The organism is Vibrio sp., assembly GCF_048266485.1.
In the GTDB taxonomy this organism is placed as follows: domain Bacteria; phylum Pseudomonadota; class Gammaproteobacteria; order Enterobacterales; family Vibrionaceae; genus Vibrio.
This window is the reverse complement of the sequence record NZ_JBLWZK010000001.1, coordinates 436,195-458,801: the sequence shown is the minus strand read 5'-3', so window position 1 is coordinate 458,801 and position 22,607 is coordinate 436,195. Positions and strand designations below refer to the sequence as shown.

Below are 22,607 nucleotides of genomic sequence, written 5' to 3'. Positions count from 1 at the left end.
GTTTTTGTTTGGGTTACCTTTTTAACAAGTTAAGGTGAAGAGGTGCTTTATTATTATAGACGTTGATGTAAGCGGTGATACAAGCCATTTTGGGCCAGTAATTCGCTATGGTTGCCTTGCTCTACTATTTTGCCTTGATCCATCAGACAAATCATATCCATTTTTTCTAAGCCAACTAGACGGTGAGTAACGAATACCACTGTTTTATCCATAGTATGCTTACTTAATAACTGTATGATTTGGCTTTCAGTTTGTTTATCTAGGCCTTCTGTTGGTTCATCTAACAGCATAACTGGAGCGTTGTGTAATACCGCACGCGCAATACCGATACGACGTTTTTCACCGCCAGATAGTTGACGACCACCATCTCCTAACCAGGTATCTAACCCGGTACTGTCATTAAGATGAGACAGGCCAACTTCTTGTAAAATTTGCTTCATTTCTTCATCGGAAGCATCTGGTTTAGCCAGTTGTAGGTTGTCTTTCAATGTACCATTTAGAATATCAACACGTTGACTAACTACTGAAATACTTTGGCGTAAACCTTTCTCTGTCCATTGTTCGATAGAGCTACCGCCAAGGAGTAATTCACCAGAAGTGACATCAAATTGGCGAGTTAATAATTGCAGTAAAGTAGATTTACCTGAACCAGTTTGGCCGACAATCGCAAGTTTCTGACCCGCACCTAAATGCAGTGATACTGATTTAAGTGCATCGGTATCACTATCATGGTAACGGTATTTCACATTGTTTAGCTGAATATCATAATTTTGGCTGGTTTCGGTGCCAGATTTGGTAAACACGACATCTGGTTTTGCTGAAAGGACTTCATTTAATCGGCGTGCCGATTCTAAGGTTTGTCCTAGGTATTGGAATGCACCAGCAATTGGCATTAAAAGCTCAAAACTTGCCATGGTTGCAAAGGCCATCATCGCGACCATTGGACCAGGAAGCTGACCATTAATACCGTCAGCAGCCATCCAAATGATCAGCACTAGGCTCCAACCATTTGAGAGTAACAGTAGGGCGCTTGCAAGACCGGTGTAGTGAGCATTCTTAAATTGATTTTGAATTAGCGAATTTTGGTGTGTGCTTATGGATTCACGGTATTTTGGTTCAGCGCCAAATAGGACTAACTCACTGTGCCCTTGTACCCAATCTAGCGTTGCAATACGTAGCTTAGCTTTATTTTGGGTTAGCGTTTCACCATTGTGCTTACCTAATTTGTAGAAAATAATCGGCCACAATAATAACAAGGTGAGTAGAATCAACCCAAGTGTTAAGCCTATGGTTAAATCAAACCAAGCAATGAACACAGTTAACGATGCGATACCAAAAATGCCGACAATAACTGGGCTCACTAAACGTAAATACACGTGATCCATGGCATCGACATCCGCCACAAGACGGTTGAGTAGATCCGCATCGCGCAGTTTTGATAAACGCCCCGGAATCAATGGTGTTAATTTTTTAAAGAAGAAAATGCGTAAATCGGCCAATAACTTGAACGTTGCATCGTGGCTGACAACTCGCTCACCCCAACGGCCAGCAGTTCTCGCCATTGCAAAACCTCGAACACCACCACCAGGTAGCATGTAGTTGAAGGTTTCTCTTGCAATAGTAAGCCCAGCAACCGCCGCTGCGGATAAGAACCAACCTGAAAGGGTAAGTAGGCCAATTGAGGTCACTAAAGTCGCAAAGGCTAAAAACATACCCAGTGATAGGCTAAACCAGTGCTTTTTGTAGAGTTTGAGATAAGGTGTTAACTCACGCATCTAAATTCCCCTTATTCTCGTTGTCGGTTTCAACTTTTGAAGACAACATTTGAGCAAATAAACCTGAATCTTTAATCGCATTATATTGGCCTGATTGAACAATCTGACCAGCGTTCATCACTAAGATATTTTCAACTTGCTTTAAGTGATCTAATTGGTGAGTCACCACTAATGTCGTTTTGCCAACGGTATTATCCGTTAATGCTTTAGCTACTAATTTTTCACTGTGTGCATCTAAGCTGGCGGTTGGTTCATCTAACAGCCAGAATTGGCCATTTTGCAGCATGGCACGAGCGAGTGCTAAACGCTGTGCTTGTCCAACAGAAAGGCCACCTGAACGATCGCTAATGTGATAATCCAAACCATGACTTTCGACAAATTCAGCCGCAAAGGCATCTTGTAATGCTTTAGTGACTTCTTGTTGAGAAATGTTTTGTTGTCCAAGAACCACGTTGTCATAAATGCTGCCGTTAACCAGTAGTGGATTTTGGCCCACCCAACTGATATTACTGCGCCATTGTTTTAAATCGAGTTCTTTGACTTCAATGCCATTGATTTGCAAAGAGCCAGAATAGGGTAGAAAGCCTAGAATCGCATTGATTAGGCTGGTTTTACCTGCGCCACTTGGGCCAACTAACGCTGTGGTTTGATTTGCATCTAAAGTGAAAGAGATAGGACCAACTAGTTTCGTTTTTTCTGGACTAAACACTTCCAAATCATGGGCGGTAATGACGATTTTATCTGGGGCAGATAAAGGTGTAGTGCCAGATTTAGCCGCTTCAACATCAGCATCTAAAAACTCAACAATACTTCCTGCCGCACCTAAAGCTTGAGCTTTTGCATGGTAGAAGGACCCTAAGTCACGTAATGGTTGGTAAAATTCAGGGGCTAATACAAGAACAAACAAACCAGTAAATAAGGTGATTCCTGCGCCGTAGTAACCAAAGTTAAGTTCGCCAATGTAGCTAAACCCGAAATACACCGCGGTAATTGCAATGGAAATAGATGTGAAGAACTCAAGTACTGCTGAGGATAAGAAGGCAATACGCAGCACATCCATCGTGCTTTTACGTAAAACTTCAGAAGCTCCACGTAATAATTCTGTTTCAGCTTCAGCACGATGGAATAGACGAATCGTGGTCATGGACTGCAAACGATCATAAAAATGACCCGATAAACGTTGCAATGCTTTGAAGTTCTTTTTATTGGCATCAGCTGCTTTCATACCAACTAATGCCATGAATAGTGGAACGAGTGGAGCAGTGATAAGGAAAATCAAACCTGCCGCCCAGTTGGTTGGGAATACGACCACTAAGATTAAAAACGGAATGAAGACCGCGAGTGACATTTGCGGCAAGTAACGAGAGAAGAAGTCTTGCATCTCTTCAACTTGTTCGAGTAATAATGCTCCCCAAGTACCAGCCGGTTTACCTTTAATATAGGCAGGGCCTAGATCGCGTAGTTTATCTAAAATTTGTTGGCGAATATAAAGGCGTACTGCTTCACCACAGCGATAGCCGGCAATTTCACGGCCCCAAGTACATAATGCACGGCCTGCGATCATCACCGCTAAACCGATGAAAGAACTGACGAGTTGATGTTTATCGATGTTCTCTATGATGATGTTATGCAGAATAGAGGCTAAGAATGCGGCTTGACCGAGTAGAAATAAGGTAGAAAGAACACCTAACCCTATTGTGATCAGTAACCATTTTTTCGCAAGTTTACCTTGCTGTTTTAGCCATTTAGTTAAATGACGTCTTTGTTGTTTATCCATGTAAGACTCATTCCCATCAGGGGTGAAAGGGGCAGGATTGCATCTAAAAAAGGCCATTATTATAAACACTGAAATTCGAGAGTGATGCCATGTCGGCACTGCAGTGATATAACAAATTGGCTTGTGTTACTTTCACCTAAATAATTAGGCAGACATATTCTATCAGCGATTGATTCACTTGTACTTAATAAGGCGCTTATTTATAAAAGAAAAGAGGACCGAAGCCCTCTTAGGTAAGTATTATTTTAACGCATCTAGGTAGCGTTCGGCATCGAGTGCAGCCATACAACCTGTACCTGCGGATGTGATCGCTTGGCGATAATTATGATCCATAACATCACCCGCAGCAAATATACCTTCAATGCTAGTTTGAGTCGCGTTGCCTTCTAGGCCTGATTTGACGATGATATAACCATCTTTCATTTCAAGTTGGCCTTGGAAAATATCGGTGTTCGGCTGATGACCAATCGCAATGAAAGCGCCCATCACATCAATAGTTTCAAGGTTATCAGATTGAGTATCCTTAATTTTAACACCAGTTACGCCCATTTCATCACCCACGACTTCTTCAAGTGTGCGGTCAGTATGTAGAATGATATTACCATTCTCGACTTTATCCATTAAGCGGTTAATAAGAATTTTTTCTGAGCGGAAGCTGTCGCGACGGTGAATTAAGTGAACTTCAGAAGCAATGTTTGACAAGTAAAGTGCTTCTTCTACTGCGGTATTACCACCACCGACTACCGCAACTTTTTGGTTGCGATAGAAGAAACCATCACAAGTGGCACAAGCCGAAACGCCGCGACCTTTGAAGGTTTCTTCAGATTCTAAACCTAAGTATTTAGCAGACGCGCCCGTTGAAATAATTAACGCATCGCAAGTATATTCGCTTGAATCACCTTTTAGCCGGAAAGGGCGCTGGCTGAAATCTACTTCATTAACATGGTCAAACACAATCTCAGTTTCAAAACGTTCAGCATGCTCTTTCATGCGATCCATTAAGCCTGGGCCTGTTAATCCTTCTGGATCACCCGGCCAGTTTTCAACTTCAGTTGTGGTGGTTAATTGACCACCTTGTTGCATACCTGTCACTAATACCGGTTTCAAATTGGCGCGTGCAGCATAAACCGCCGCAGTATAACCAGCAGGACCTGAACCAAGGATGAGTAAATTACAATGCTTAACGTTGTTCATGAAGACTCCAATTTGAATGCGTTATTGTGTCTGGATTGTATGGAAAATATCGCATTAAAGAAAGTAATAGATTTACATTCTGCAAACTGATGGTAGTTGGTGTCATGGTTTTCGTTATCAGATTGAGCTTGCTAGTCGCCGCCCCGATTTAACTGCTTTAGACATGGTCGATAAAAGTGTCGAGCTTGTCATGCATCGCGATGGTGAAGTGGTACAGCGTATCAATGGTATTGTACGTAACTTTACTCAAGGTGAAACCGGTCACCACCATACTTTTTATTCGCTAACCTTAGTACCTGACATTGAGCGTTTATCGCTGCGCCATAACAGCCGCATTTTCCAATCCATTTCCGCGCCCGATATCATCGCCACTTTGTTTAAAGAAATGGACATTCAAGATTTTGCCTTTGCGCTAACTCGCACGCCAAAGCAACGAGAGTTCTGCATGCAATATCGAGAAACTGACCTTGAGTTCATTAACCGTCTTGCCGCCGAAGAAGGGATGGTTTATCACATTGAACAATCGAAAGGGAAACACAGCGTACTGTTCACCGATGATACTCAAGTGATTTCCTCGCTCGATTCACCAGTGCCTTATAACGTGATGGCAAGCGGTATTAGCCCAACGCCATATATAAAAGAGTTCAGCAAGACTACTCAGTTTGAAGTCAGTGAAGCACACAGCGGTGATAGTAGCTTTAAAAAGCCGCAGTACATTTTTAGCCAACAAGCCGTTGCTAGCGATATAGACTACCAGCGTGATACCTATGAGCACTTTGATGCACCGGGACGCTTTAAAGATGACGCTACCGGTAAAGAATTCAACCAACTACGCCTAGATAGTTTGCGTCGCTATGCTCACACAGCCAAAGGTAAAAGCAATGAACCGCAACTACAAACGGGCGCTAAGTTTGAATTAAGTGAACACTCTGATGACAGCTTTAATAAACAATGGTTAGTTATGCGAGTACTCATCAAGGCGACCAACCGCAAGCACTTGAAGAATCCGCAGGCGGCAAACCGACCACTTACGCCAATCAATTTGAAGCTATTCCAGCCGATAAAACCTGGCGTATGCCGCAAATGACTCGCCCACAAGTTGATGGCCCAATGACCGCTTACGTTGTTGGCCCTGATGGGGAAGAAATCTTCTGCGATGAATATGGTCGAGTGAAGCTACATTTCCCGTGGGATAGATACTCCAACGGCGATGAACATAGCTCATGTTGGGTGCAAGTCTCACAAGGTTGGGCCGGTAGTCAATACGGACAAATCGCCATTCCAAGAATCGGCCATGAAGTGATTGTCTCGTTTTTAAACGGCGACCCAGACCAACCGATTGTGACAGGTCGCGCCTTTAATGCCCAAAACCTACCGCCTTACCCACTGCCAGACAACAAAACCAAAACTGTATGGCGCAGTGAAACCCACCAAGGTGAAGGGTTTAACGAAATCAGTTTTGAAGACCAATCTGGCTTGGGTGAAGTGTCAGCGAATTTTGCGTTGTTGCAAGCGCAAGCCAGCTTTATGTTTTGGTTGCCGTTTGAAAAGGGCAATAAGGATAAAGACATCAAAGATGTCAAAGGCTATGACCTGACATTAGACTATGTCGATGCTCATAATACACAGCAAGAATATAAAGCAGGTTGCTTAGCGGCCAAAATTGAAGGCTCGGTGTATGGTTTGGCGGGCGCATCTTGCCAACTCAGCAGTAAGGTAGCGTTTGGGGCTTCTGATACCGGAAGTGGTAATTTTGGACTAAAGGGCAGTTCAGTGACGGCCTTTGACCCCAATATACAGTCCACGAATGTGCTGAATTCTGGCCCAGTAAGCTCTGATTATGCTTTGGATGCCGGCGTTACCGTGGATGCCTTTGCAGGAGTTGAAGCTGGAGGTACTTTAGGGGCTACCGTGTATTGGCAGCCACCGCCTATCAAGGAGAAGAACCCGTATCAACAACTGGGTAGTATTAATGGTGAGCTTTCTGCCTCCTTTGGCGTGGGGGCTAAAGGTGAGTTTCGCTTATTGTTCCAAGGTGGCGTGTTAGTGCTTGTGAGCTCAGCAAAATTGGTGATGGGGCCGGGAGCTTCAGATAAACTCGCCATTAATCTAGACATGTTAGGGGTAGACCGATTCGTGGATACCTTGCTTGGGGTGCTAAAGCAGCACGACTATAAGCGTTTAGCGGTGTTTGGTGATGTGGATGAAGACGGCAAGAATGAAGAATTTGTCAAACTGAATAATGTATTAACACTTGCCATGACCATGGGTTTAACGGTGGCAGATGTGTTATTGATGCCAGTATCGACATGGGCGAAATACGAGCAAAGTACATTGAGTAAAGAGTATGCATCATTCTTAGCAAACCGTGTTTTAGATCCTGATAAGCAATATATGACACGAACATGGCTTGTAAAGTTACCACCGGAAACCTTACGTAATTTGTTTACTACCTTGATTAAGGAACAAGATAAGCCTAGTGATCGGTTTACTGTAGAGCAAAGCAACCAACGCCTAGCGCAATCCATCGTACAAATCATGCAATGGTTAGTGGATAATGAAAATGACAACATCAGCTCAAAACGTCAGTGGAAAGAAAGCTTGATTCGCATGAATAATGACCCAGCGATATTGCAAGATAAGCCTTTGCAGTGGGAATCGTTTAAGGATAATTGGTTTAAGCTGGCGAGGTTTGTGAAGCAGTTTGGTGAAGGGAGTATTATTAATTTTAACCTTACTTCTGTTGCACTTTGCCAGAACATGGTGCTGACGTATTCGGATGAACTAGAAGACCCACTAGCGAATAGCTATCAAAGTAGTTATGTGACTTTACCCAAGGTTAAAGTGCGCCGCTATCACGCTTACCCGGTTTCCATTGTAGAAAATCCTGACGCCAAACAAGGTGAGGCTATTCAAATCCGTAATACGGATGGTGAAGTTGAAACCAAACAAGAGTTTATTATGGAGTGGACGATTAATGCCGCGTTATCTTAAGTTATCTATCAGTGCAGTATTGTGTGTTTTCACGCTTGGGCTCATGGGCTGTAATGACTACACGCCAAACCCTGAAGACGATATTGCGCTTTTTCAGCCATTTATTGATGCCAATATTAATAAAAAATCGGATGACCCATACATTTCCAGTACCGTGAAACCGGGAGATAAGCTGTACGATATTTTGGTGAATATTCAACATGGGAATAATAAAGAAGCCTATAAATACTTGGAACCTCTTTTAGACAACAAAGATCCAGAAGCACAGTTTTGGTATTCCAAAATGATTTACATGGCAAGTGTAAAATCTATTCCAAAATCTATTCGGTTATATCAAGAGGCAGCAAAAGCTGGAAATGCTTATGCGCAGTTTGAATTGTCTCCAGACTCTGAGGGATGTCTTCTATATTTTGGAGAAAAAGTTTGTACACAAGAAAACCTGATTAAAGCGATTGATATGTTCAAACAACAAGCAAAGCAGGGAGATTTGCGGGCGCAATATTTTTTATTAAAAAAGTTAACCCAAGATGGAAAACTGGTCCCAGTGATCACAGAAAATCAATTGGCTAATGGTAATTACTATCAATTGAATTTTTCAAAAGAAACTCGTCAGCACTACATCAAAGAAGTGATTCGGTTTGCGGAGAATTATTATTATCAACCTTTGATGGATTATGTTGATGCTATTTTGATTTGGGATTTAAATGCTGGGGATTATAAAAACAAAGCGCTTACATCAAAAGAACAAAAAATGATAACTGGTTTGTTTGAAATTATGGTAAACAATAATTATATTCCAGCCTTTAAAAAATATGCCAAGTTTAATCCGAGTGTTAAAGATGAAGTTTCTAAAAATGCAATATTATTAGGTTGAAAGTCTGGAGTGACAAATTTCTTCAATGAAAAATATGATAGTGATAGTTTTGATGCTTATTATTATTATTATTATTTATTAAAGTTTAATTTTAATGGTTCAAGTACCCTAGAACCTTATAGGAAAGCAACTAAAAAACCGATTCCTTCAGAAAAAGAAAAAGCTACCTTTAAATCTCAAGCTAAAGAAACTATCAATAAAATGACCCCAATGGTCTACATCGACGGTTTCACCTCTCGTGATGAGTGGGTGGATTGATCTTCATTAGTAAATAAGCCACTAAATCGAGTTCATATTCCTCTATTTGGTGGCTGTTTCTTTTGCTTAATCGTTAAATGTCACTTCATACGAGGTGAATTTTCGGATATTAATCACGCCAGTATCTAAAATTAAATATTGCCCTTTGATACCTTGTAACTGACCCGTCACAACAGGGTTCTTGTCAAAGTTATGCGAGACAATCTTGACTGGGTGCTGCTCTACCGGATAACAAATCGGGGTAACCTCGGAAGATAAAACGTTGATAGCATCATCGCCAAATTGTTTTTTCACTTCATCAATCGTCGGCTGGATCAAAGGCAATAGCTGGGCGAATTTTTCTTCTAATGCGAGATCTTCACCATTTTCTTTTAATAGAGTGCGCCAGTTAGTTTTATCGGCAATGTGCTTAGCTAATTCAACTTCGATTAGGCCTGAAATATGGCGCGTTTTCACTTTAAAAATTGGTAGGCCTTGGGTCGCACCTTGATCAATCCAACGGGTTGGGATCTGAGTGTGGCGAGTAATGCCCACCTTTATACTTGAAGTGTTTGAAAGGTAGACGTAGTGATCGACCATGCAATTTTCTTCACCCCATATCGGTTCGCGGCAAGTGCCTTGATCGTAGTGGCAGGTTTCCGGTTTCATAATGCACATATCACAGCTTGCCAGTTTTTTCATGCATACAAAACAATGGCCTTGAGAATAGCTTTTCTTGGTTTTTTTACCACACGATGAGCAGAAAATATTGCCAGTGTGAGTTAGGGTAATGGTTTGACCAATATAAGGGTTGAGCGCGATTTTTTCTTCACCAACCGGTAAGGCATATTCAACCTGATTGGCTTGCTCTGAGTTTAAGCGAGAGTTAAGTTTAGATAGGGTTCCAGTGATGTTTAGCGACATATTTTTGACCATGATTTTTAATTTTGTCTAGTCTATCGAAATTTTAGTTGGCTTTATACTCATAGCGCCTTAGTTAATGATTTAATTATCACAGTAGATTGTATGTCTATTATCCCTTTTATGTTGTAGTAACCCTGACGGTTTTAGTTGTAAGTATATGATATGCAAATATTTAGTTAGAGTTTCGAGTGTTAACTCAATGAATCATATAGGCCAAAATTCTCATATGGATTAAAGAATCTATACTTTAATCCATATGAGAATACGAATTTACAAGGAATGAAAATGCTCAATAAACTTTACATTAAAATTGTATTTGTAACTATTGTGCTTAACGTATTTCTATCAATCGGTTATTACTTTTTTGGCCATAATAAAATGCTTGAGATGTCGCCTAAAGATTACCCGTATAAAGTGGCGTCTGATAATTTGGTGGGAGGGAATAGTCAAGTAAGCTTAAACCTAGATGGTGATGTGCCAATCATGTCTTGTCGGCTTATGAAAAGTAATTATCCATGGCCTTATTGTGAAATGATTATTAGCTTATCAGACGATGTTACTCAGGGTGTTGATTTGTCTGGCTATGATCGTGTATTCCTTGATATTGACTATCAAGGGGTACAAGAGGATACGGCAAAAGTTAGAGTAAATATTAGGAACTATGAACCGAGGGTCTTTGATCCTAAAGATGATAATACACTTAAATATAATGGGATTGAGTATCATGCTGGGTTTGGCCAAGGCGGTAAAGAGATTGGTTATGATAAGTTTCAAGTTCTGACTTGGTGGTTGTTTGATTACAATGTGCCAATTGAAGAGTCTGGTGTAAAAATGGATAACGTCTCTAGAATTCAAATCGCGACAGATTCAGGATCAGTAATTGGTGATCATACAATTACGGTGAATAAAATCATTTTTAAAGGTGACTATTTAAGCCCACAGACCTTTGCTTTAGTTTTGCTATCTACTTGGATCTCTGCTGCATTAGCATTCTTGTTTTATGAGTTATTCCAATCGAGAAAGCGAGTTCGAAAAATGGCCGTCTATGCTGCACATTTGAATAAGTTGAATAAAGCTTTAGAAACTAAATATACCGAAGTTTCTTTGATTGCCACGAAAGATGAGCTTACTGGGGCATGCAATCGCAGAGCGATTCGTGAATGGTTAGACAATCTTGCACGCCGAGTTCGATGGGGGACGGGAAGATTATCTATAATCTATGTTGATTTAGACCACTTCAAAGCGGTGAATGATACTTTCGGCCATAATGTTGGTGACCGAGTGCTTCGTGAGTTTGCTGAATTAGTTCATGGGCAGCTACGAGAAGGTGATCGTTTAGTTCGTTGGGGTGGTGAAGAGTTTATTGTCTTTTGTCTTAACGCAGATATTGATAGAGCTTCACAGGTTGCTGAGAGCATTCGTTCTATGGTTGAAAGTTATCAATGGCCTGAAGTAGGAGTATTGACTTGTAGCTTTGGTGTTACCGAAATGACAGCAGGTGAAAGCGTGACAGAAATGATCGCTAGGGCAGATGAAGCTTTATATCATGCCAAAAGCAATGGTCGTAATCGCGTGAAAGTGCTAGAAAAGCTCATTTAATCTAATTTTCTACAGGCTCATTTTCGCTATTGTCTGTTTTAAAATTGGTAATTGAACCTTGTGAGTTGGTATTTTTAATAGGACTGATTGGGCCAAAAAATTTAGGTTGTGAGTGTAAAATATACAAATCTAAAAATGCTTTTGTTCTGGCAAAAACTTCACGAATACGAATGGATAAACCGGATGTTTCAACAGGGCCGGGAACTGCCAAACATTGAGCGTTAATATGGTAATATTGAGCGATGTAGAGCGCTCGTTCACAATGAAAGTTTTGAGTAATAATTAAAAAATTATCAGCAAGAAAAACCTCTTTTGCTCGAACGATAGAGTCTAGAGTTCTAAAACCTGCATAATCAAGATGAATATTCTTTTCTTTAATACCTGCTTTAAGCAAATCTCGCTTCATTGTCCATGGTTCATTATAGGATCGGTGTGCGTTATCACCACTAAGTAGGAAGTCTGTCACTTTTTTTCTACGGTGCAGTTCAATCGCCGCTTCAATTCGATGTGAGTAATAGGTATTTAAAGTATGGCCAATATATTTGCTGGTGCCTAATACTAGACCAAGGTTGTATAGGGGGACATCCGTTATATCGTGATAAATAGCATCTTGTGTTTGCCAACTGATTAGCCGATCAATTAGTACAATGCTACTGAGAAAGAGCACAAATACAATCCCCAGAGTGGTTAAGCTTCTGGTTAGCCATTTTAGTATTAATTGCAGTCGATCTTGGCTTATGATCATAGAGTTAAAGACTATGTTCGAGAGTGATGAAAAATGAGTATGTTCCACATAAAAAATTTCGGTTTATTGTCATGTTAGCATCCATACCATATTACCTGTTATGTGGAGTATTTTAAGATGTTCGATAATAGCAGCGTAATTATACGGTGAAAAATAAAAAAGCCCACTTTGTTTGAATATTAAAGTGGGCTTACATTAGCTTGTCATTATTGTCTAATTTATAGGCATCTAAGTTATCGTTTTAGACTTTATAGAGAGCTAATTAGAATGCGGTACGTTTATAACGACGATATTCAGGTTGCCAAAAACCATTTTCAATTGCCGCTTCAATCGCATCATCTGTGATTGAAAGTGCTACCCCTTGTTCGATGGCTTTTTTCGCTACAGCAAAAGCAATTTTCTTCGATACTGTATGAATTTCTTCTAATGGTGGTAGTAATGCCCCTTTACCTTTTAAAGCGAGTGGTGAGCAAGTCGCAAGCGCTCGGCTGGATTCCATCAACATTTCATCGGTAACACGTGATGCAGAAACAGCAAGTACTCCTAAACCAATCCCCGGAAAAATATAACTATTATTACATTGGGCAATTGGGTAATCTTGGCCTTCAAATTTCACTGGCGCAAAGGGGCTGCCGGTTGCGATCAGCGCTTTACCATTTGTCCATTGGAAAATATCTTGCGGAGTCCCTTCAACGCGACTTGTCGGATTTGATAGTGGGAAGATAATAGGGCGCTCACAATGTGCATGCATGGTTTCAATGACTTCTTGGCTGAATAAGCCTGGTACGCCAGAAACACCAATTAATACTGTTGGTTTAGCATTACGCATGACGTCTAGTAGAGAGTAGCCTTGTTCATCACTTTGCCACTTTGTTAGGTGTTTATTCTTTTGAACAAGTCGCTGTTGGAAATCCAGAAGGTTTTTCATGCCTTGTTGTAGTAGGCCCCAGCGGTCAACCATGTAAACTTGAGCGCGGGCTTGCTCATCGGATAATCCTTCTGACACCATTTGTGCAATAATTGCTTCTGCAATACCACAACCGGCAGAACCTGCACCAACAAAGGTGACTCGTTGCTCAGAAAGCTTACTACCTGCCGCATGACAAGCTGCGATTAATGAACCAACCGTGACCGCTGCTGTGCCTTGAATATCATCATTAAAGCAACATACTTTATTTTTATAGCGCTCAAGTAACGGCATAGCATTTTTTTGCGCAAAGTCTTCGAACTGAATAAGAGCATCAGGCCAGCGGCGTTTGATAGCTTGCATGAAATCATCGACAAATTTGTCATATTCTTCGCCAGTAATACGCGTATGGCGCCAACCCATGTACATAGGGTCGGCAAGACGTTGCGGATTGTTGGTACCCACATCGAGTACGATAGGTAGAGTATAAGCTGGGCTGATCCCACCACACGCGGTGTAAAGAGAAAGCTTACCGATTGGAATACCCATACCGCCGATACCTTGGTCACCAAGCCCTAAAATACGTTCACCATCGGTGACCACGATCACTTTTACATTTTGGCTGGTGGCGTTGTTAACCAAGTCGTCAATGCGATCACGGTTTGGATAAGAAATAAATAAGCCACGACCACGGCGATAAATATTCGAGAAATTCTCACAAGCCGCGCCTACCGTTGGCGTGTAGATAATCGGCATCATTTCAGAGATATGATTTTGCACTAAACGGTAGAAGAGGGTTTCGTTGGTATCTTGAATATTACGTAGATAAATGTGCTTATCCATATCATTTTCAAATGCTTGATACTGTAGGTAAGCACGCTCTACTTGTTCTTGAATAGTTTCTGTTGCTTCAGGTAGTAAACCTTCTAGGTTGAATTCTTTTCTTTCTTCAAAGGTAAAGCCGCTACCTTTATTAAGAAGAGGGGTGGCCATTAATACTGGGCCTGCGTAGGTAATATATAGGGGGCGTTTATCGTTATTCATTGTCGGACTCTTTTTCTACGAGCAATATTTGCTTGGTTCGGAACAGAAACAGTATAGCGCTATATTAAAATGCACATAGTAATTGTAAACAATCTTTCTGTAATGTTTGGCTGTAGCGCACATAAAATTGATTTTAATTTCTGTCTTAAGCGATAATAAAAATGGTGAGAAACCACTTAATGTATTGTTTTTAAGTTAATTTTATATTTTTTGTTTGGTTTTTAAATCGATGAGTTTTAAATACAAAAAAATCAATCATTGTATACATACTTGTTGATTATCTTGTTTTTAATCGAGAAAGTCTAATTTTTGACGAATGTGAGAGTACCACTGCAAAGGCAATTGAGCGTGCGTAGGCGTGTTTTGCTGCATGCGCGAATAATGGGCAAGTGTCTTTTGGAGATAGCGCTTATTTAGTTTAGCTTGTTCTTGATTGGAATAGTGCCAAATCTGCTCACCAACAGGATGAATATTATCTTGTGGGCTTTGAGGCGCTTCGTTAGACACATGTAAAATTTCATAATATCGGCCGTTATCTTCGATGAGCTTTTCTTGCTTTAAGCTCATATTCAAATTGATTAAGGTTCGGCGCAGGTTAAATTGTTGATAAACCGGGCATAACAGGTAGTCGATCTCTAAATGAAAATATTGCTGTTGTAATGCTTGGATAAATTCCATCATTAAATCGCCACCCACACCGGCAATGATGACCAGTTGTTTACCGGAATACTTTTCTAGCGGGAGGGTTTTGACATCTTGACAATAGACTTGCCATTGAGATGGGCCGTCGTGAAAGAATTGCTCTAAGCGTGTTTGTACTAATGACGTTAACTCGGGAACGATATCGACAAAGTGAATAAACGGGGCTGCTTGGCGTTGTAGCAGTGAGGCACCTAAAAAACCATGGTCACAGCAACAATCCCATATATGTTGGTAATACTGATCTGAGATCATAGATTCAATATGTTGTAGGCGTTTACTTAACTTCATGGTTCTGCTCGTGAATTTAATCGGTCAGCATTGTACTGCGTTATTGGGTATATACCCAAATAACTTCAAAGTGCGAATTTTAACTTGTCCTTCGCGAGCTTCGTCCAAAACCCTTCTTTTTTATAAGGGATAGGTTGCATCAGATTGATTTGAAAGATGCTTACATCCCTCAGCCAATCTTCCTTGTTTAAAGGCTTGGATAATAGCTTCGAACTCTGCATCTTAAAGTCACCTGAGAATATGTGTAGATGAGTTCATATCATTTGATTACTACTTCGTCTAAAATCTGTTGTGAGCACCGCTTTCTCGACGTGATTTCAATTCATTGATTAATAAGTAAGGGAATAGATATGACCAATATATCCTCCAATAATAAAACGATTCCAGCACTGTTACTCGGCGCATTCATTTGCATTGGGTTGGTTTTGTTAGGTTACCAACTTGGGGCGTCTGCTATTGAATATAAACAATATGAACGCAGCGTAAACGTGAAAGGACTGGCAGAGAAAGAAGTCGAGGCCAATGTGGTGATTTGGCCGATCCAATTTACTTTAGCTAATAATGACTTATCTTCACTTTATAATGAAGTAGATAAAAGCACCGAAAAAATTAAAGCCTTCCTTTTATTAAAAGGTGTTTCTCCTGATGAAATCAGTTTTAGTGCTCCTGCTATTGTTGATAAATCGGCTCAACAATGGGGGGATAATTCTCGTGCTGAATTTCGCTATTCCGCTAATCAAACCGTGACGGTTTACTCAAATAAAATCGATATTGTGCGAAATGTCATGGCTGAAATGTCAGAACTCGGCAAGCAAGGGATTGTGTTCAGCGGTGACAGTTATTCATCTCAACCCGAATATATCTTCACAGGTCTGAACGAAATTAAACCAGGCATGATTGAAGAAGCCACTAAAAACGCCCGCGTAGTGGCGGAAAAGTTTGCTAAAGATTCCGATAGTCAACTAGGTAAAATTAAGCAAGCATCACAAGGTCAATTTACGATTTCACCAAGAGACAAGAATACGCCTTATATTAAAAAAATCCGTGTAGTTTCTACGGTACAATATTATCTATCAGATTAAATAAACGGCGGATAAATACGAAAGGCATAATCATGAATGAAATAAAAAAACCTGCATTTCGAAGTGGTTTAACATAAAAATGGATGAGAATTCACGAAGATGAAATTGAACGACTAGGTGGTGTGAAGGTATTTATGACGTAGTTGAGAAGCCCGAGTTAGTTTGGTTACTAATTGACGATAACAAAACCCAATAAGAGCGATTTAATTTCACTGATTGGCTTTATATACTCAAGTGACGTTAAGGTGCAGAATTCACCTGAGTATATTTATACTTGGACTGTAAATGGATAAACATTGAGCATGACATCGTAAATAGACATGACAAATAAATTATGAACAAAAATAAAGCCGTATTTCATAGGATTTCAGTTTGGCTTTGTGGGCTGCATTCATTACTATATATACCCAAGTGACTTCAAGATGCAGGATTCAGAGCTATCATCCAAATCTTTAGGCAAGGAAGATTGGCGAAGGAATGTAGGCACCTTTCAAACTAATCTGACGCGGCCTATCTCTTATAAAAAGAAGAGGTTTGAATGAAGCTCCCGAAGGGCAAGTTAAAACAAGCTTTATGTTGCGTTAAATTGAACAGAGATAGAATGACTATGATCATATTCAATTTGCCTTGCCTAAAGCTTGTTTTATTCTTGCTGAAACTTGCACCTTGAGGTTACTTGGGTATAAAGCTATTTTCACTGGCTTTTTATCATGATGAGCAAGATTGCCATTTTGCATAACTTTTTTAATACACGAATTGTTGTAAAAATGATTCGTGATAAAGATGTTGAGCAAAATGGCAGATGTTAAGCCAATTAGGAACTGAACTATCCACAGGACTACCGAATGGTAGGTGAGGAAACGATGCAATTAGAACAAATCATTGCCAATGCAACGGCAGCAATAGAGCAGGCAGACTCTGTCGCGGCACTAGAAGATGTGCGTGTACAAGTCTTAGGTAAGAAAGGGGAATTAACCCTTCAATTACAAAGCTTAGGTAAACTTCCACCAGAAGAACGTCGTAGCGCTGGTCAAGAGATCAACAAAGCAAAAGGCTTAGTACAACAGGCCATTGCCGCTCGTAAAGACGCACTACAACGTGCGGAACTTGAAGTAAAACTTGCTGCGGAAACGATTGATGTTTCTCTGCCTGGTCGTCGTATTGAAAATGGTGGCTTACACCCAGTCACTCGCACCGTTGAGCGTATTGAGCAGTTCTTTGGTGAGCTTGGCTTTAACGTTGAAGCGGGGCCTGAAATTGAAGATGCATTTCATAACTTTGATGCGTTGAATATTGCAGACGATCACCCAGCACGTACTGACCACGATACTTTCTTCTTTAATCCGGATCTTATGTTACGCACTCATACCTCCGGTGTTCAGATCCGTACGATGGAAAATGGCAAACCACCATTCCGTTTTATTGCACCGGGCCGTGTATATCGTAACGATTACGACCAAACGCATACGCCAATGTTCCACCAAGTGGAAGGTATGCTGGTGGATAAAAATGTGAACTTTGCTCAGCTTAAAGGCATCTTGAACGATTTCTTATGTAATTTCTTTGAAGAAGAAGTGCAAGTGCGTTTCCGTCCTTCATATTTCCCATTCACAGAGCCTTCTGCAGAAGTGGATGTAATGGGTAAAAATGGCAAATGGTTAGAAGTATTAGGTTGTGGCATGGTTCACCCTAATGTGCTTCGTAGTGTTGGCATTGATCCTGAACAATACTCGGGTTTCGCATTTGGTATGGGCGTAGAGCGCTTAACCATGTTGCGTTACGGCGTAAATGACTTACGTGCGTTCTTTGAAAACGATCTTCGTTTCCTTAAACAATTCAAGTAACCGAGAGGATTAATCACAATGAAATTCAACGAATCATGGCTTCGTGAGTGGGTTAACCCTGCGGTTGCAACTGACGAACTAACACATCAAATTACAATGGCTGGTCTAGAAGTCGATGACGTACTTCCTGTTGCGGGCAGCTTTACGGGCGTTAAAGTCGGTAAAGTAGTGGAATGTGGTCAACATCCAGATGCTGACAAATTACGAGTCACTAAAGTCGATATTGGCGCAGAAGAATTACTAGACATCGTTTGTGGTGCACCAAACTGTCGTGAAGGCTTAACTGTCGCGGTTGCAACGGTAGGCGCGGTTCTTCCGGGTGATTTTAAAATCAAGAAAGCCAAACTACGTGGTCAACCATCACACGGCATGTTGTGTTCATTTACTGAACTTGGTATCGACGTAGAATCTGATGGCATTATGGAATTGGCTGATGATGCCGTTGTCGGTACGGATTTCCGTGAATTCTTAGGACTTGATGATGTGACTATTGATGTTGATCTAACCGCAAACCGCGCGGATTGTTTCAGCGTTCGTGGTATGGCACGTGAAGTTGGTGTATTAAACCGCACTGATGTTACAGAGCCTTCTGTTAATGCCATTGCTCCTGCGATTGATGATACCGTTTCAATTGAAGTAAAAGCACCGGCTGCATGCCCACGTTACCTTGGCCGTGTGGTTAAGAATGTGAATGTTCAAGCTCAGACACCACTTTGGATGCAAGAAAAACTGCGTCGCTGTGGTATTCGTTCTATCGATCCAGTGGTTGATATCACTAACTTCGTTCTATTGGAGCAAGGCCAACCAATGCACGCGTTTGATCTTACCAAGATCGAAGGTGGTATCGTGGTTCGTATGGCTGAGCAAGACGAGAAGCTAACATTACTTGATGGGACGGAAGCGAAATTAAACGCAGATACTCTAGTGGTTGCTGATCAAAATAAAGCTTTGGCTATCGCAGGTATTTTCGGTGGTGAAGAGTCTGGCGTAACGGCTGAAACGAAAGATGTACTACTTGAGTGTGCATTCTTCGCACCGGATCATATCCGTGGTCGCGCTCGTAGCTATGGTTTACATACCGATTCTTCAATGCGTTTTGAACGTGGTGTGGATTACGCACTACAAGCAAGTGCAATGGAACGTGCAACTGAGTTGCTTGTTGAAATCTGCGGTGGTGAAGTGGCACCTATTGTAACGGTTGAATCTGAAGCCGATTTACCTAAACCAAATAAAGTAGCATTACGTCGTACTAAACTTGATAACCTACTAGGTCACCATATTGCAGATAGTGATGTGGTTGAGATATTAGAGCGTCTAGGTATGACAGTTGAAACGACGTCTCTTGAAAACGGTGCTGAAGGCTGGACCGCGGTTGCTCCAACATGGCGTTTTGATATTGCAATTGAGCAAGATTTGATTGAAGAAGTGGGGCGTATCTACGGTTACGACAACATTCCAAATCAAGCACCCGTTGCTGGGCTTAGTATGAACGATCATAAAGAAGCGAACCTGCCTCTTAAACGTGTTCGTAATCTGTTAGTTGACCGTGGTTTCCAAGAAGCGATTACCTATAGCTTCGTTGAGCCTGAGCAACAAAAACTGATCGTACCGGATGTTGAGCCGTTAATTCTACCGTTCCCAATTTCAGTAGAAATGTCAGCGATGCGTCTTGGTTTAATCCAAGGTCTATTAAACACTGTGGTTCATAACCAAAAACGTCAGCAACCACGCGTTCGTTTATTCGAATATGGTTTACGTTTTATTCCTTGTGAATCTGCTGAAAACGGCATGCGTCAAGAGCCTATGCTAGCAGGTGTTATTGCTGGTACTCGATCTGAAGAGCATTGGGATATTGAAACCAACACGGTTGACTTTTTTGATCTGAAAGGTGATTTAGAAGCGATTCTTGAACTGACATCAAATGAAATAGCGTATAGCTTTGAGCCTGTTAGTCATCCTGCGCTTCACCCTGGTCAATCAGCAGCGATTGTTGTTGATGGCGAACCGGTAGGCGTGATCGGTACAGTTCACCCAGAGCTTGAGCGTAAGTTTGGCTTAAATGGTCGTACTATCGTATTTGAAATCGAATGGTCAGCGATTGATTCTCGTGTGATCCCAGAAGCAGTAAGCTTATCTAAATTCCCAGCTAACCGTCGTGATATCGCGGTGGTTGTGAAAGAAGACGTTACAAGTGGTGACATTGTAAGTGCATGTCTTGCTAACGGCGGTGAACTTCTCACTGGCGCAAAACTGTTTGATGTGTACCGAGGTAAAGGTGTCGAAGAAGGCAATAAGAGTCTTGCAATTGCTCTAAATCTACAGTCTACCGAGCGTACATTAGAAGATGCCGATATCGCGGCTTCTGTTGATGCAATTGTTGCAGCTTTGACTGAGCAATTTGGTGCAACATTACGCGATTAATAGTGAATTAATGTCGAAATAATCAGATCCGCTCTTGTGAAAATAAGAGCGGATTTTTTGTCTATTGAATTTCAAATACTCCTTCTATCTAAATCTGTTACAAGCATCTCATTCACTGCCCTTCGAGAGCTTCATCTTGAAGTCACTTGGGTATATATTATTTTGATATAAAAATGGGTTATGTATTTAATTGAATGTTGAATACTGTTTACATGGTTGAATCATCTGACAATTGACCGTAGAGTCGAAAGATGCAGCTATACCTTGTATTCATGGAGAATACAGGAATCAAAATATAAGGAAATCAGATGCACCAAATCACAAAAGGCTTGTTAGTCACTTCTATTGCCGTATGCCTAACGGCACCAACTTTTGCCGCTCAAGTCCCCGCAGGAGTTCAACTTGCTGAAGAACAAAAATTAGTAAGAGGTAATGGTGACGAAGTTCCAACTCTTGATCCTACTATGTCTTCCGATACCGCAAGCTCACGTGTTATTTCAGATATGTTTGAAGGATTAGTTACCGAAGACCTTCACGGGAATATTATTCCCGCATTGGCTACCCGGTGGGATATTTCTGAAGATGGCACACAATACACTTTCTATTTACGTGATGCTAAATGGTCAAATGGTGACCCCATTACTGCTGATGACTTTGTTTTTGCTTTACAACGTATTGTGAATCCTAAAACTGGCGCACCATATTCTTGGTACGTTTCAATGGCGAATATTGTCAATGCAGATAAAATCACTAAGGGCGATGCGACTAGCGATAGTCTGGGTGTAAAAGCCATTGATGCTAAAACGTTGCAAGTGAACTTAACAAAGCCGGTGCCACATTTTATAAAGATGTTGGTACATGAAAGTACTTTTGCTCTTCCCGAAAAAGTCGTTAAACAATACCAAGAAGCTTGGACAAAACCCGAGAATATTGTGGTGAGTGGGGCATACAAACTGGCTGACTGGGTGATCAACGAAAAGCTTGTCTTAGAAAGAAATCCTCAATATTGGAACGACAAAGAAACAGTCATTAATCAAGTTACTTATTTACCCATTTCAGATGTTAATGCTGAATATAATCGCTTCCGAACAGGTGAAATTGATATCACCAATGTTGTGCCTCTTGAGCTATATCAAACGATTAAAAAAGAGCGACCAGATGAGCTACTAACCATGCCTTCTTTGGGAACGTATTATTATTTATTCAATATGAAAAAAAAGCCATTTGATGACGAAAGAGTTCGCAAAGCACTGGCGTATTCAATAGATCGTGATGTGGTGGTTGAACGAATTTTAGGGCAAGGGCAGTTACCCGCTTATACCAACACACCTCCAGCAGTCGCTGGTTTTGAAGTACCTAAATTAGAATGGGCAGAAATGTCACAACAAGAACGTAATCAAAAAGCGAAAGCCTTACTTAAAGAAGCGGGTTTTGATCACGCGAATCCATTGAAGTTTGAACTTGAGTATAACACCAGTGAATCACACAAAAAGTTAGCCATTGTGATGGCCTCAATGTGGAAGAAAAATTTAGGGGCTGAAGTAGAGATTGCTAACCAAGAGTGGAAGACCTTTTTACAAACGTTATCTTCAAGTAACTTTTCTGTAGCGCGTTATGCATGGATAGGGGATTACAATGAAGCTTCGACTTTCTTATCCTACTTTGATTCTGAAGGTTTGAACTACGGAGGTTGGAGTAATGCTGAGTATGATGAGGCATTAAAACAAGCATCCTCGGCGAAATCAGAGCAAGAGCGTAACGCTTTATATCAAAAAGCAGAACAAGTTTTTGCCGATGAAATGCCTGCTATCCCAGTTTATTTCTATACACGTTCGGTATTGAAAAACAAGAAGGTTGGCGGATATAGCCAAGATAATGCTTCTGATCACCGCTATACACGAGATTTATATCTAACTAAATAATGTATTCTCTTTACTACAAGCCACCACTTCCATTGAGGTGTTGGCTTTTTCATATTCACCCAATGCATTAAAAAGCAGACAAAGACGGATTGACATGATGCTTCATCTAGTATTGTAGACAATTTAAGGCTTTGCTTTTGTTGATTTTATTTTGATAACATATCTAAAGTTTGAGTTTTTTCTCACTTCTTAATAAAAGTTAAATGTAGGGGTAATAACTGAACATTATTCAATAATGCAATTTATTTAACTGAAAATTCTCTTATATTTGGTTTTAT

14 protein-coding genes and 1 pseudogene are annotated in these 22,607 nt (G+C 40.8%); 8 read left to right on the top strand and 7 right to left on the bottom strand.

Annotation, left to right across the window (positions count from 1 at the left end; all coding sequences use genetic code 11):
• Positions 1–53 precede the first annotated feature (53 nt).
• The 3 genes from cydC to trxB all read right to left on the bottom strand — a co-directional run bounded on the left by cydC (position 54) and on the right by trxB (position 4,746).
• Positions 54–1,775: a heme ABC transporter ATP-binding protein/permease CydC gene (gene cydC / locus ACN0T8_RS02095; protein WP_417879016.1), complete on the bottom strand. Its 1,722-nt coding sequence runs from the start codon at positions 1,773–1,775 to the stop codon at positions 54–56.
• Positions 1,768–3,552 carry a heme ABC transporter permease/ATP-binding protein CydD gene (cydD, locus tag ACN0T8_RS02090; RefSeq protein WP_417879015.1) on the bottom strand — a complete coding sequence of 595 codons (1,785 nt, stop codon included), beginning with the start codon at positions 3,550–3,552 and terminating at the stop codon, positions 1,768–1,770. The genes cydC and cydD overlap by 8 nt, the downstream gene beginning before the upstream one ends.
• Positions 3,553–3,792: 240 nt before the next feature.
• Positions 3,793–4,746 carry a thioredoxin-disulfide reductase gene (trxB, locus tag ACN0T8_RS02085; RefSeq protein ID WP_417879014.1) on the bottom strand — a complete coding sequence of 318 codons (954 nt, stop codon included), beginning with the start codon at positions 4,744–4,746 and terminating at the stop codon, positions 3,793–3,795.
• Between the two features lie 70 nt (positions 4,747–4,816).
• Between trxB and tssI the strand changes: the two are divergent.
• The 3 genes and pseudogenes from tssI to ACN0T8_RS02070 all read left to right on the top strand — a co-directional run bounded on the left by tssI (position 4,817) and on the right by ACN0T8_RS02070 (position 8,872).
• Positions 4,817–7,740 (top strand): annotated as a pseudogene (gene tssI, locus ACN0T8_RS02080) (type VI secretion system tip protein TssI/VgrG).
• Complete coding sequence (locus ACN0T8_RS02075) at positions 7,724–8,614, top strand: tetratricopeptide repeat protein (protein WP_417879013.1); 891 nt, start codon at positions 7,724–7,726, stop codon at positions 8,612–8,614. The pseudogene tssI and the gene ACN0T8_RS02075 overlap by 17 nt, the downstream one beginning before the upstream one ends.
• A 9-nt stretch (positions 8,615–8,623) precedes the next feature.
• On the top strand, positions 8,624–8,872 hold the full coding sequence (locus ACN0T8_RS02070) for a hypothetical protein (RefSeq protein WP_417879012.1): 249 nt from the start codon (positions 8,624–8,626) through the stop codon (positions 8,870–8,872).
• 66 nt (positions 8,873–8,938) lie between these two features.
• Here ACN0T8_RS02070 and ACN0T8_RS02065 read toward each other — a convergent pair whose 3' ends face one another.
• Entirely contained in the window at positions 8,939–9,775 is an 837-nt protein-coding gene (locus tag ACN0T8_RS02065) for a DUF2797 domain-containing protein (RefSeq protein WP_417879011.1), read from the bottom strand.
• 285 nt (positions 9,776–10,060) lie between these two features.
• Between ACN0T8_RS02065 and ACN0T8_RS02060 the strand changes: the two genes are divergently transcribed.
• Positions 10,061–11,374, top strand: coding sequence for a GGDEF domain-containing protein (locus ACN0T8_RS02060; protein WP_417879010.1), 1,314 nt, complete (start codon positions 10,061–10,063; stop codon positions 11,372–11,374).
• A 1-nt stretch (position 11,375) separates the two neighbouring features.
• On the opposite strand, the gene ACN0T8_RS02055 is transcribed toward ACN0T8_RS02060, so the two are convergent.
• From ACN0T8_RS02055 to ACN0T8_RS02045, 3 genes are all read right to left on the bottom strand, one after another.
• Entirely contained in the window at positions 11,376–12,119 is a 744-nt protein-coding gene (locus tag ACN0T8_RS02055) for a SanA/YdcF family protein (RefSeq protein ID WP_417879009.1), read from the bottom strand.
• Between the two features lie 262 nt (positions 12,120–12,381).
• Positions 12,382–14,070 (bottom strand): NAD-dependent malic enzyme, encoded by a 1,689-nt coding sequence (locus ACN0T8_RS02050; protein WP_417879008.1) that lies wholly within the window; start codon positions 14,068–14,070, stop codon positions 12,382–12,384.
• 288 nt (positions 14,071–14,358) lie between these two features.
• Positions 14,359–15,060 (bottom strand): tRNA (adenine(22)-N(1))-methyltransferase, encoded by a 702-nt coding sequence (locus ACN0T8_RS02045; protein WP_417879007.1) that lies wholly within the window; start codon positions 15,058–15,060, stop codon positions 14,359–14,361.
• Positions 15,061–15,410: 350 nt separating this feature from the next.
• Here ACN0T8_RS02045 and ACN0T8_RS02040 point away from each other — a divergent pair, with 350 nt between their 5' ends.
• The 4 genes from ACN0T8_RS02040 (at position 15,411) to ACN0T8_RS02025 (ending at position 22,329) form a co-directional block, all read left to right on the top strand.
• Entirely contained in the window at positions 15,411–16,142 is a 732-nt protein-coding gene (locus tag ACN0T8_RS02040; RefSeq protein WP_417879006.1) for an SIMPL domain-containing protein, read from the top strand.
• A gap of 863 nt (positions 16,143–17,005) precedes the next feature.
• The gene (pheS, locus tag ACN0T8_RS02035) at positions 17,006–17,986 is read left to right on the top strand and encodes a phenylalanine--tRNA ligase subunit alpha (protein ID WP_417879005.1); all 981 of its coding nucleotides are present in this window, start codon (positions 17,006–17,008) and stop codon (positions 17,984–17,986) included.
• Positions 17,987–18,004: 18 nt separating this feature from the next.
• Positions 18,005–20,407, top strand: a complete 2,403-nt coding sequence (pheT, locus tag ACN0T8_RS02030) for a phenylalanine--tRNA ligase subunit beta (protein WP_417879004.1) — start codon at positions 18,005–18,007, stop codon at positions 20,405–20,407.
• Positions 20,408–20,715: 308 nt separating this feature from the next.
• On the top strand, positions 20,716–22,329 hold the full coding sequence (locus ACN0T8_RS02025; RefSeq protein WP_417879003.1) for a peptide ABC transporter substrate-binding protein: 1,614 nt from the start codon (positions 20,716–20,718) through the stop codon (positions 22,327–22,329).
• Positions 22,330–22,607: the final 278 nt, after the last annotated feature.